The organism is Enterococcus sp. LJL98 (assembly GCF_054871745.1).
Genome location: NZ_JBTXLU010000010.1, coordinates 107,854 through 120,271, shown reverse-complemented (window position 1 = coordinate 120,271; position 12,418 = coordinate 107,854). Strand labels below are relative to the sequence as shown.

Here is a 12,418-nt window from a genome sequence, read left to right as displayed (position 1 = left end):
TAGTTACTCACCCAATGAATACCGAAAATTAGCAGCATAAAAAACGCAATCTCAGGATAAAAGATTGCGTTAAACTAAAAGATTGTTTTTTGTTTTTAATACTGTCTACTTGACAGGGGGCAATTCAGACGTCCGCCGCTTGCTTTTTCATTCTTATTGCACTTATTTTGTTGGGTTATCAACCGTAATCGTTTCTGTTGCACCGTTTTGCGCGGCATTGATTAATTGCTCCGCATAAACAACAAAAGTATGAAAGCTTGAAGTTGCGCCAGTTACCACATCCACGCTTGATGGCGTACCATCTTCGGTTGCCATTGTTTCAACGAGTCCTTTGTTAAAAGCTGGAATAAATTCTGCTGGACCAATGCCGGCATTTTCAACCATCATGTCATTGTATTCTTTGTTTTCTGTTTTTGATTCGCCCGCTTCATTTAAGTTGTCATAGTTGGACTCTGTCACTTTGCCATCTTTAACCACAATAGAAAAGACAACACGGTAGTCATTGCTATAGTTTTTTTCTTCCAAAGTATAAGTCCCATCTTGTAATTTCGCACCATTATTAATCTTGATGGTTTCTGTGTTGCCGGCTTGTGCCGCTTGAATTAATTGCTGTGCGTAGTTTTGGAAGTCATGGAAAGAATGCGTTGCACCCGAAACAACTTCAACACCCGTCGCTGCTTGCGCTTTAAGTAGTGTTTCATTGAAGGCTGGAATAAATTCTTCTGGACCAATACCCGCTTTTTCAACCATCATGTCATTGTATTCTTTGTTTTTCGTTTTTGATTCGCCTGCTTCGTTCAAGTTATCATAGTTTGACTCCACAATTTTACCGTCTTTGACAACGATTGAGAACACGACACGATAATCATTGCTATAGTTCGTTTCTTCTAACGTATACGTACCATCTTGAAGAGTAACTGCCGGTGTTGCAGCCTCTGTATCGCTTTCTTTTTCTGTTGAAGAAGATTCTACTACTTCTGATGAGGCAGGTGCACTAGAAGATTCTTCTGGTTTGCTATCTGGTGAGCAAGCTCCTAGTACTAATGCTGTAAAAGTCAACGCTGTAAAACCAACCAATAATTTTTTTGCTTTCATGTCAATATCCACCTTTTCTTTTTACACTGTTTTTTTCACAAATAAGTTTGTGATTCAATTAACATTTTAGCGTATTTTTTCGAGATGTCAATCCTTTCTATTGAGAAATATGAAATATTTCTTTTTCACAGAAACCAAATTCTCTTTCATTTTTTGTGAAACTTTCAAAAAAACTTAGACAAATTCACACTTCCCATGTATAATGAAACAGATTGTGCATTCATATACTATTTTATTTTTATTAAGGAGAGATTTACAATGGCTACAAAAAATATTGTCGTTGTCGGTGCTGGGTATTCGGGCGTTTCTGCTGCAAAATTCATGGCGAAAAAACTAAAAAAAGACAATGATGTCCAAATCACGTTAATCGATCGTCATTCTTATCACACGATGATGACGGAACTTCACGAAGTTGCCGGTGGTCGTGTCGAGCCAGAAGCAATTCAGTACGACTTACAACGTTTATTTGCGCGTAAAAAAAATGTTCATTTAGTGACAGATACTGTTACGGGAATTGACAAAGAAAAGAAAGTCGTGACGACAAAACTTGGTTCTTACGCTTTTGATTACCTTGTTTTAGGTATGGGAGGCGAGCCTAACGATTTTGGTACACCTGGTGTGAAAGAACACGGCTTTACTTTATGGTCTTTCGAAGATGCGGTTCGTATTCGTGAACACATCCTTGATACGGTTGCAAAAGCAGCTATTGAACCCGATGCGGCTGTTCGTCAAGCGATGCTAAGCTTTGTTGTCTGTGGTTCTGGTTTTACTGGAATCGAAATGATTGGTGAATTAATTGATTGGAAAGAGCGTCTTGCAAAAGACTACAAACTTGATCCAAGTGAAATTAGCTTAAAAGTGATTGAAGCGATGCCAACAATTTTAAACATGCTGGATCGAAACGACGCAGCCAAAGCGGAACGTTACTTAAAAACAAAAAATGTTGATTTAGTCTTAAATGCGCCAATCGTTGAAGTCGCTGCAGACCATATCAAACTAAAAGACGGTTCAACGATCCCAACACACACCTTAATTTGGACAGCTGGGGTGAAAGGAACGACTGACGCTGCAGACTTTGGTCTTGAAGCCGCACGTGGGAATCGTTTAATTGCAAATGAATATATGGAAGCAAAAGGCTACGAAGAGCAAAATATTTATATCATTGGTGACTTAGTATTTTACGAAGAGTTTCCAAACACACCGACACCTCAAATTGTCCAAGCTGCAGAACAAACAGGGCATACTGCTGCCGCAAATATCGTCGCAGCGATCAAAGGCGGCGAAAAACAGTCATTCAAAGGAAATTACCAAGGATTTATGGTATCAATCGGTGCGAAGTGGGGCGTGGCAAACTTATTCAATAAAATTCATTTAAGTGGTTTCCTCGCAATCATTATGAAACACATTGTTAACTTGAAATATTTCTTTGATATTCGTTCAGGTTATTACATGTTCCAATACATGATGCATGAATTTTTCCATATTAAAGACGATCGTAATGTGACTCGTGGTCACTCTTCACGCTACGGCAACGTTCTTTGGAGTGTTCCGCTACGTGTCTTCTACGGTCTCGTATGGTTCATTGAAGCTGGTAAGAAAATGGTCGGTGACGGTGAGTGGTTAAAACCAAGCACTTGGTTTGGTGAAGGGTCATGGTTCACAGGCAATAGTGTCTTCCCTTGGACATGGGACTATGTTACAGACGCAGCGAGCGCAGCAAGTGATGCAACTTCTGCCGCAACTGGCGCTGGAACAGAAGAAACAGTTGAAGCCATTGCACAATTTGGTTTAAGCTATGCCTATGGTGAGGAACCAATGGCTGTGTTAGATAGTGCTCCTGAATGGTTCTCAAATATCATGAAAATTATGATGCCAAATATGGAAGTAGCGATGTTCTTCCAAAAAATGATGGTTTTCGTTGAAATTGGGATTGCCTTAGCATTAATCGCTGGTTTATTCACGTGGTTAATGAGTGCGACAACCATTGCTTTAGTTGTGACCTTCTGTCTATCAGGCATGTTCTTCTGGGTGAACATCTGGTTCATCCCGGTGGCTTTCGCCTTAATGAACGGTTCTGGTCGTGCAGTTGGTTTAGACCGTTGGGTAATTCCATGGTTACAACGTACCGTCGGAAAATGGTGGTATGGAACACCTAAATCCATGTACGGTCAAAAATAAGACTTTCAATGCTTTTTTAGGAGGGATGACAAAAGTAACTGTCACCCCTCCTTTTCTGATTAAATCTAACGAAACGCCCTTTTTGTCTGATGGAATATGTTAGAATATAGACAAATTACCAGTAGGAGGCGAATCCCCTGAAACTCAAAAAATTTATCCAAACAAGCCACTTTAAACCTTGGGACGGGGTTATCATCTTTTTACTTATCGTTTCTTCTTTTCTCCCAATCGTCCTTTTTGGTTGGAATCAATTGCCTGAAAATGCCGAAAAACAAGCGGTTCTCCGGGTGAATGGCGAGGAAATAAAGACCTTTCAACTCGTGGAAGGTAAAAAAGGCAGGACGTATTTATATGAAACACCCGATGGCGAAAAAAACTTATTAGAAATTGATGGCGATCGAATTCGCATCAAAGAAGCGGATTGCAGCGATCAAGTTTGTGTCCGCCGTGGTTGGGCGAGCAAACATGGGGAAACGATTGTTTGCCTTCCTCATAAATTAGTCATTGAAATTATCGCAGTCGATGGGAGTGAAAGCGACGATTTAATTTACTAGTCGTCCAAACCATGAATAATCATTTACGAAAAATTATTTTTATTGCTTTGTTAGTTGCTCAGGGTGTCATTATCGGTTTAATCGAAAATCTCATCCCTTATCCCTTCGCTTTTGCTCCCGGGGCAAAACTCGGGCTTGCGAATCTGATTACGATTATTGCTCTTTTCACCATGCCAAAAAAAGACAGCTTTATGCTCATTTCTTTACGTTTAATTTTAACAACTTTGCTAGGGGGCACCGTTTCAACTTTCCTTTATAGTTTTTCAGGCAGTATGCTCAGCTACTTCAGCATGCTTTTAGTGAAGCGACTTGGACCAAAGCGAGTCAGTATTATTGGCATTAGTGCAACCGGTGGATTTATGCATAACGTTGGACAACTGGTGACCGCTTCTTGGATTGCACAATCCTGGGCTGTCATGCTTTATTTGCCCATCTTATCGTTCTTCGGAATTTTATCTGGGATTGCAATTGGTGTCGCAGCCAACTATTTATTGCAACGAGTGCGTACCTTGCAACAATTTCAAGCCGCCTATGAGGAAGAAACTCAAGTCAAATGGGCCGATAATCATTAACAATTCGTGAGGAGGGATCTTGTGACACTTCATCCAATGTGGGAAGCCTTTCCCCAATTACAAAAAGAACTCAAACAAACTTTAAACTTGATGGAAAATGCCTTGCACTTAAAAAACAAAGAGGTTGAAACAGCAATCTTAGAAATGATTCAAGCAGGAGGAAAACTCTTACGGCCGGCTTATCAAATTTTATTCGCACAATTTGGTCCAGAAAAAGAGCAACAAAAAATCTTATCTTTCGCGGCAGCAATTGAACTGCTGCATACTGCCACCTTGATTCATGATGATATTGTTGACGAGTCAAAATTACGACGCAACTTGCCAACCATACAGGCGCGTTTTGACAATCGCACAGCGGTCTATGCCGGAGACTATTTATTTGTTACTTGTTTTAAATTAATGGCCGATTATGGTTCTTCCATGAAAAGCTTACAAATGAATTCACGGAGTATGGAAAAAATTCTAGCTGGCGAATTGGGTCAGATGGATAAGCACTATTATTTAGAAGTCACAATTGAGGAATACTTAGAAAACATTTCTGGCAAAACAGCGGAACTTTTCGCTCTTAGCTGTTCGATTGGCGCCCTTGAAAGTGGCTGTTCCCAACTTTTTGCTAAGAAGGCAGCAGCCATCGGACACCAAATTGGGATGGCTTTTCAAATCTTAGATGATATTTTAGATTATTCCCAAGCAAGCGAAACACTAGGGAAACCGGTTTTAGAAGATGTCCGACAAGGCATTTATTCTTTGCCGCTCCTCTATGCTTTAGAAGAAAATCCGAGTGCCCTCCGACCGCTACTCGCCAAAAAAGAACAAATGACGCAAGCAGAAGCGCGCAACGTCTTTGATCTTGTTCAGGCGTCTCAAGGCATTCAAAAGGCGCAAGAGCTCGCAACAAACTATACTGAAAAAGCGTTGAAAGAAATCAATTCTTTGCCTAACCGACCCGCAGGCGTGAAAGACAGTTTGTTAACTATTACAAAAACCATTTTACATCGTGAAAATTAAAGCGTTGGGACTGTGAATTGATTCGCAGCCCCAACGCTTCTTTTTTTGTATTTTGAATCAAGCTTGTGTCACAAGCCATCGCAAAACCGTTTAACGCATGGTGACAAATTCTTCCGAACCTGTTGGATGAATCGCAACCGTCTGATCAAAATCAGCTTTCGTTGCACCCATCTTAATCGCAACAGCAAAACCTTGTAACATCTCATCCACGCCACGGCCAATTCCATGTAGACCAACAATTTTTTCTTCGGGTCCGACACAGACTAAACGCATTTTACATTTTTGACGATACGTATCGAGGGCAAAATACATCGGTGTAAATTCTGAGTTGTACGTTTTGACTTGCGCTTGCCCATACTTTTCAATCGCTGCTCGTTCGCTTAAGCCAATGGTTGCAATCGGCGGGTGGGTGAAAACGACGGTCGGAATCAAGTCATAATCTAGGAAAAGATCGCTCTGACCATTAAATAAGCGCTCCGATAAACGACGGCCTGCTGCAATGGCAACTGGTGTTAAGTCAACCTTACCGATAATATCCCCAACTGCATAAATACCTGCTGCAGTCGTCTCTTGGAACTTATCCACAATTACAAAACCTTCTGGGGATAACTTGACATCTGTGCGCTCCAAACCAATATTATCCACATTTGGTACGCGGCCACCTGCAAAAAATACATAGTCGCCAGTCAAGCTTGCTCCGTTTTCAAAATGAACGTGATAGCTTGTTCCTTTTTTCTCAATAGCTACGGGTTTATGTTGCGCATAGGTATCGATACCCGCTTGTTGGTAAAGCTCAATGAGGTGATAAGAAAGCATTTCTTCAAAATCTCTTAATGGATGCGTGTTGCGAAAAGCCCATGATACTTGACTTCCTAGACCGTGCATGACCCCTGCAATTTCAGCTGCAATGTAGCCGCCACCAATCACGATTGGCTTTTTTGGTAATTTTTCCAAGGCAAAAAATTGGTCTGAATTTTCCGCATACTCGCCGCCTGGAATTGCTAAAGGTACTGGGCGACCACCTGTTGCGATTAAAATATGTGGAGCAGTGTATTGTTCTCCGTTGATCTCGACTGTCCGGTTATCCACAAATTGTGCATAACCTTTTATCGTATCAACCCCGTTCCCTGCAAGGCCTCTTTCATAAGCACCGTGTAAAAAATGGATGTATTCTTCACGGTTATCCACAAGTTTTTTAAAATCAAACGTCACTGCCTGTGGAGAAATCCCATAACCAGCCGCATCGCGATGCAAGCCTTCAAGTAATTCGCTTGCTTGCCACATCACTTTTTTAGGGACACACCCCACATTGACACACGTACCGCCAAAGGCCTTGCCTTCAATTAATAGCACTTTCGCACCGTGCATCCCTGCCCGGTTTGCCGAGCCAATGCCTCCACTACCGCCACCTATTACAATATAATCATATGTTTTCAAAAGAGTCGTCTCCTCATCATTGATATTTTTCACTTATTTAACGCTAACATGGGAGAATTTCCCTGTCAACGATTAGAGATTGCGTGTTAAGACTAAGCCATCTTGCAGCACTAACCCATTTTCTCGCAACTCATCGGCGTAATGCTGCGTGAAATAATCCGGAACGACTGCTGTCACGCGAAAGCCATTTTTTTGATAAAAATACAAGGGCCCAAAACTCGTGGTCCCGGTTTGAACGAGCAATTGTTCGTAAGCAAAATTTTTCATATCAAAAATGACTTTTTGTAACAAGCGACTCCCGATTCCATGGTTTTGTTTCTGCGAATGAACAGAAACGTTCATAATTTCGGCTTTTTTATCAGATAGCGTCTTTAAGACAAGTAAACCAACCAATTCCTTTTCTTCTCGAACTTCCAAAAGAACACTTTGAAATAAGTACGCTTCAATCGAGGCTCTTGATGGATCGGCCGTTAACAAAAACGGCCAATCTTCTTTTAACACTTCTTGCCGCCATTTAAACGTGAGCATTTTTTCCCTCCTAAGAATAAAAAAGAGCCATGACTTTCAAGTCATCACTCTTTTATTTTCTCTTATTGTACCACTTATTTACGTTTCCGAATCATATCTCCTGGAGAAACTTTTTCGATCACAGGCATTTCAACGATCATCATTGCATTTGGCGCCCGATCAATCGACTCGCCCTCTTCATTGTGCATGACCGTAATCGTTTGTTCAAAGTGGTGGAAGCCCGGTCCATAAAATTCAATTTCATCGCCGACTTCAAAGAGATTCCGTTGGCGGATTGTTGCAATTTTGCTTCCCTCATCATAACTTAGCACTTCACCGATAAATTTATACTCTGGAATTTTACGACGCGCGCCAAAGAGTTGTTCATTTTCAGTTGGCGTATTGTAGTAAAAACCTGTCGCTAATTCTCTTTGCGCAACTTTCCACAATTCATCAATCCATTCTTGTTTGCAGACATAGTTTTCCGGATCGGCCATATAACTATCCACTGCTGCTTTATAAACATTTGAAACCGTTGAAACGTAATGAATCGATTTCATGCGACCTTCAATTTTAAATGAATCCACACCATTTTCAATCAAATCAGGAATATTTTCAATCATGGACATATCGACTGCGCTCATGGAAAACTCTTCTGCTACCGCACCATTTTTCGTTAAACTTCTTCGTTCTTCGCCAAAAGGCAAATCGTACAAATCGTATTTCCAGCGACAAGACTGCGAACATCCTCCACGGTTGGCATCGCGCATCGACATATGGTTCGATAAGGTACAACGACCGGAGTAAGAAATGCACATCGCCCCATGGATAAAGGCTTCAATCTCCACATCCGTATTGCGGCGAATTTCTGCCACTTCGTCCATCGACACTTCCCGTCCTAAAACGACACGTTCTAACCCTTCTTCTTTCCAAAATTCTAAGGTTTCAAAGTTGGTGGCTGAAGCTTGAGTAGATAAATGCACGGGCAAGCCTGGTGCTTCTGTGATACAAATCTCAATTAAAGCCGGATCAGAGACAATCACGGCTGAAATACCGACATCGCGCAATTCGCGGAAAAATTCACCGGCACCTTCTTGGTTGCCTTCGTGTGTGACCATATTCGCAGCGACGTAGACCTTTGCATTGTGTGCTTTGGCAAAAGCGACGCCTTCTGCCATTTGTTCGTAGGTGAAATTACCTGCACGACTTCGTAACCCATAGGCATTCCCACCGATATAAACGGCATCTGCCCCATAATGAATTGCGACTTTTAATTTTTCTAATGTGCCCGCAGGAGCTAAAACTTCTGGGCGTTTTAAAGGTTGTTGCTTGCTCATTCTTTTGTCTCCTTATTTGATTTTCTTTGGATCGATGTGGTAAAAGCCTGTGTCCAAGCCACGTTTTGACGGATGGAGTGCCACCACTGCTTCGCTGAGTGTCGCCGCTTTTTCAGGCGTCCAGCTACCTGTCACAATCAATTGACGGGCTTCATCGAATAAACGGGCAATCGCCACAAAATTTTCTCCAGGACTTAAGATGCCATCTAGTTTCCATGTGTGAAAGCCTGTATCCGCTAATTCTTTTAACTCAGCCATTAAATTTAAGTCATTGTTTGCATAGACGTGCGTGCCATGGCTATCTTCGAAAATCGAGTAATGGGTTTCTTCTTTTTTCGGTTCGGACAAGAAGAGTTCAGCCTCTCGATCTTTTTTAGCTGTCTGTTCCGTAAAATTGTAATAGTTTTGTAAAAGTGGTCGTTTCGAATGATGAATACACGTACCACCATAGACTAAAACTTCGGCTGGTATTGTTAATTGTGGTGCAATCAGAGCTAACTCGCCATAAGGAACTTCACGTGCTAAAATCGCGCCAACCGCACCCTTTTTCGCCCAAAAATTAATTTGACGTGCGCTAGTTACCAATGTTTCTCCTGCGTAAACAAAAGGAATTTGTAACGCTTCATTTTTCTTCATCACAAAAATCGTGCCCGGTTCTCCCACTGAAATCCGATCCACGCCAATTTCTTTTAAGAATGCTAAATATTCCGGTACTTCTTTCATTTTTTCAGGATGCATGATGCCGTTGACTGCGACCATCGCTTGTTTTCCTGCTTGATGAGCCAGTTCAACTAATTCCCGCTGTTCCTCTCTTGTAAAGGAATGGGGCAAACGTAAGGCTAAAGTTTCTTCTCCAAAATAAATCGTATCGACAATTGGTAGCAATGCTTTGGCTTGTTCGATCGATTCAACGGTTGTAATTAATTCAATCATTTTGTTTTCCTCCTCGCAACGAACCTATCGTATCATATGCCCCCATCCTTTCCAAGAACTTTTGCTAGTTTTTTCACGAATTTTTCACATAGTTTTGTGAGAGTTATTCCAACTTTTTTCTTTTTCATTCTGCTAATTGCTTGCATAAACCGTCTTTTTACCTACAATACATACAAAACATGTGACAAGAGGAACAACGAATTAAATCATTTTCTCACATTTGTTTAAGTAAAAGAAAAAGAGCCTGTGAAGCTTGGAATGTTCATTCCTCCCCTCTCAGACTCCTTCTATTTATACTTCTTGTAAAATGACTTTTTCTTTTTTCTCACGAACATTTAAGGTAATTTGTCCTTTGGAGGCACCAATGGTCACCTGATCTCCTAGGTGGACTTGTCCCATTAGTAAGGCTTCGCTGAGACGATCTTCGACTTCTTTTTGTAGTGCTCGGCGAATAGGTCGTGCACCATATTCAGGATCAAAACCAGCTTTACCGATCACATCAATTGCAGCGGGTGTGATTTTTAATTGGACGTCTTGTTCTGCTAAACGTTTAATAATCGAACGGCTCATAATTTTAACGATTTGGTGAATCTCATTTTGTTCTAGCGAACGAAAGACAATCGTTTCATCAATTCGGTTCAAGAATTCTGGTCGATAGGCTTTCTTCAGTTCTTCTAAAATTCGTTTTTGCATCGCTGCATGGTCTTTTGATGCATCGACGACATTAAAGCCCACATTTTTTTCTTCTCTGAGCTGAGTGGCTCCGATATTTGACGTCATAATTAAAATCGTATTCCGAAAATCAACTTTCCGTCCTTTGGCATCCGTTAAATGACCATCATCCAAGACTTGGAGTAAGAGATTGAAAATATCCGGATGTGCTTTTTCCACTTCATCCAATAAGATGACTGAATACGGCTTCGAACGTACTTTTTCCGTCAGTTGCCCGCCTTCTTCATAACCAACGTAGCCTGGAGGGGAACCGATTAAACGACTAGTACTATATTTTTCCATAAACTCAGACATATCCACTCGAATCAGCGAATCTTCGCTACCGAACATGGCTTCGGCTAAAGCTTTTGCTAATTCCGTCTTCCCAACCCCAGTTGGACCTAAAAACATAAAGGAGCCTATCGGACGATTCGGGTCTTTTAAGCCACTTCTGGCCCGTCGAATGGCTCGAGAAATCGCCTTAACGGCTTCATCTTGACCAACCACGCGTTCATGGAGTACTTCTTCTAAAACAAGTAACCGTTCTGTTTCTTTTTTCTCCATTTGTTGTAAGGGGACACCGGTCCATTGAGACACGACTGCGGCCACATCTTCTTCGGTGACTGCGTCCGTGTAGCCTTCACTTGCTTTCATTTCACGAAACGTCGCAGTCGCCAACTCTTGGGCCAAGGCTTTCTCACGGAGACGAATCTCAGCGGCCGCTTCAAAACTTTGATCACGAATTGCCGCATCTTTTTCTTGCGCTAAAGCCAAGAGTTCCTCTTGAATGCGCACCGTATCCGCCACTTCATCTGCCTGATCTAAACGAACTTTGGCTGCTGCCTCATCCATTAGATCAATCGCCTTATCGGGCAATTGGCGAGAGTTGATGTAACGCACGGATAGTTGAACGGCGGCTTTGAGCGCTTCATCGAGAATTTCCACCCTATGATGTTCCTCGTACCGCGGACGTAAACCACGTAAGATTTGTTCCGCTTCTTCTGGTGTCGGTTGATCAACTTGTACTCGAGCAAAACGACGTTCCAAGGCTGAATCTTTTTCAACATACTTTTGGTATTCGTCTAACGTTGTCGCACCAATGGTTTGTAGTTCCCCACGCGCCAAAGCGGGTTTTAAAATATTCGCAGCATCAATCGCGCCTTCTGCTCCTCCTGCACCAATGAGCGTATGCAATTCATCGATAAAAAGAATCACTTGTCCGTCACGATAAATTTCATCGATAATCTTCTTCATGCGATCTTCAAATTCGCCACGATACTTGGTGCCTGCGACTAGTCCACCCATATCTAGCATCATTAGACGTTTTTGTTGCATATCCCGTGGGACCTCACCCGATATAATCTTTTGAGCGAGACCTTCCACGATGGCCGTTTTCCCAACTCCAGGTTCACCGACTAGGACCGGATTGTTTTTTGTACGACGGCTTAAAATTTGAATCAGCCGTTTGACTTCATTGCTGCGCCCAACAACTGGATCCAAACGGTTTTCGCGTGCCAACTTTGTTAAATCTCTAGCTAAAGAATCTAACACCGGCGTGCCTTCGTTTTGAGGCCCCCCTTGTCGTCCTTGTTTTTGAGATTGTTGGCGACGAGCGATGTTGCTAGCCGCCCCTCTTACTTCCGTCAGTCCCATTTTCTTTTTTAATAATTGACGGGTCTTCGCTAAACTAAAACCTAAATTGAGTAAAATACGGGCTGATAAAATTTCTTCATCACGCAGCATCCCTAATAAAAGATGTTCCGTACCAATCTGTCCCACTCCTAAGCGTTTGGCTTCATCGCCGGCATAGGCAAATATCTGACGGGAACGCGGAGAATAGGGTAAAAAACCACCGAGAGGATAATCTTTCATCATGCCGTAACCCGTTATATGTTCAATTTCTTCTCGAATGTCATTTTCTGTGACATTCATTTCACGTAAAGTTTTCCCACCAATGCCTTCTTGCTCAATCACTAAAGCTAGTAATAGATGCTCTGAGCCGACCGATTGGTGTTTAAAATATTTGGCTTCTTCCTGAGCAATCGCCAAGACGGCTTTTGCTCGAGGGGTAAATAATTCATCCATG

General features: G+C 41.9%; 10 protein-coding genes. 4 read left to right on the top strand and 6 right to left on the bottom strand.

The features are described from left to right. Positions 1-162 precede the first annotated feature (162 nt). On the bottom strand, positions 163-1,095 hold the full coding sequence (gene pplA, locus ACYSNO_RS09330) for an extracellular electron transfer flavoprotein PplA (RefSeq protein ID WP_461730809.1): 933 nt from the start codon (positions 1,093-1,095) through the stop codon (positions 163-165). A 258-nt stretch (positions 1,096-1,353) separates the two neighbouring features. Between pplA and ACYSNO_RS09325 the strand changes: the two genes are divergently transcribed. The 4 genes from ACYSNO_RS09325 (at position 1,354) to ACYSNO_RS09310 (ending at position 5,407) form a co-directional block, all read left to right on the top strand. Continuing rightward, positions 1,354-3,273, top strand: coding sequence for an FAD-dependent oxidoreductase (locus ACYSNO_RS09325; RefSeq protein ID WP_461730808.1), 1,920 nt, complete (start codon positions 1,354-1,356; stop codon positions 3,271-3,273). A 137-nt stretch (positions 3,274-3,410) separates the two neighbouring features. Next, positions 3,411-3,827 carry a NusG domain II-containing protein gene (locus ACYSNO_RS09320; protein WP_461730811.1) on the top strand — a complete coding sequence of 139 codons (417 nt, stop codon included), beginning with the start codon at positions 3,411-3,413 and terminating at the stop codon, positions 3,825-3,827. A gap of 11 nt (positions 3,828-3,838) precedes the next feature. After that, positions 3,839-4,399 carry a Gx transporter family protein gene (locus ACYSNO_RS09315; RefSeq protein ID WP_461730807.1) on the top strand — a complete coding sequence of 187 codons (561 nt, stop codon included), beginning with the start codon at positions 3,839-3,841 and terminating at the stop codon, positions 4,397-4,399. A 21-nt stretch (positions 4,400-4,420) separates the two neighbouring features. Further along, a complete protein-coding gene (locus tag ACYSNO_RS09310) occupies positions 4,421-5,407 on the top strand; it encodes a polyprenyl synthetase family protein (protein WP_461730806.1) in 987 nt (328 codons plus the stop codon). A 90-nt stretch (positions 5,408-5,497) separates the two neighbouring features. On the opposite strand, the gene gor is transcribed toward ACYSNO_RS09310, so the two are convergent. The 5 genes from gor to ACYSNO_RS09285 form a co-directional block, all read right to left on the bottom strand. Next, positions 5,498-6,844 carry a glutathione-disulfide reductase gene (gor, locus tag ACYSNO_RS09305; RefSeq protein ID WP_461730805.1) on the bottom strand — a complete coding sequence of 449 codons (1,347 nt, stop codon included), beginning with the start codon at positions 6,842-6,844 and terminating at the stop codon, positions 5,498-5,500. A 72-nt stretch (positions 6,845-6,916) separates the two neighbouring features. Beyond that, a complete protein-coding gene (locus ACYSNO_RS09300; RefSeq protein WP_461730804.1) occupies positions 6,917-7,372 on the bottom strand; it encodes a GNAT family N-acetyltransferase in 456 nt (151 codons plus the stop codon). Between the two features lie 74 nt (positions 7,373-7,446). Next, positions 7,447-8,688 carry a peptidase U32 family protein gene (locus tag ACYSNO_RS09295; protein ID WP_461730803.1) on the bottom strand — a complete coding sequence of 414 codons (1,242 nt, stop codon included), beginning with the start codon at positions 8,686-8,688 and terminating at the stop codon, positions 7,447-7,449. Positions 8,689-8,700: 12 nt separating this feature from the next. Beyond that, positions 8,701-9,621 carry a peptidase U32 family protein gene (locus ACYSNO_RS09290; RefSeq protein WP_461730802.1) on the bottom strand — a complete coding sequence of 307 codons (921 nt, stop codon included), beginning with the start codon at positions 9,619-9,621 and terminating at the stop codon, positions 8,701-8,703. 291 nt (positions 9,622-9,912) lie between these two features. Beyond that, positions 9,913-12,417 (bottom strand): ATP-dependent Clp protease ATP-binding subunit, encoded by a 2,505-nt coding sequence (locus ACYSNO_RS09285; RefSeq protein ID WP_461730801.1) that lies wholly within the window; start codon positions 12,415-12,417, stop codon positions 9,913-9,915. Position 12,418 lies beyond the last annotated feature (1 nt).

Coding starts and splice junctions, on each gene's coding strand:
- pplA (WP_461730809.1), bottom strand. CDS start 1,095: ATGAAAGCAAAAAAATTATTGGTTGGTTTTACAGCGTTGACTTTTACA.
- ACYSNO_RS09325 (WP_461730808.1), top strand. CDS start 1,354: ATGGCTACAAAAAATATTGTCGTTGTCGGTGCTGGGTATTCGGGCGTT.
- ACYSNO_RS09315 (WP_461730807.1), top strand. CDS start 3,839: ATGAATAATCATTTACGAAAAATTATTTTTATTGCTTTGTTAGTTGCT.
- ACYSNO_RS09300 (WP_461730804.1), bottom strand. CDS start 7,372: ATGCTCACGTTTAAATGGCGGCAAGAAGTGTTAAAAGAAGATTGGCCG.
- ACYSNO_RS09295 (WP_461730803.1), bottom strand. CDS start 8,688: ATGAGCAAGCAACAACCTTTAAAACGCCCAGAAGTTTTAGCTCCTGCG.
- ACYSNO_RS09290 (WP_461730802.1), bottom strand. CDS start 9,621: ATGATTGAATTAATTACAACCGTTGAATCGATCGAACAAGCCAAAGCA.
- ACYSNO_RS09285 (WP_461730801.1), bottom strand. CDS start 12,417: ATGGATGAATTATTTACCCCTCGAGCAAAAGCCGTCTTGGCGATTGCT.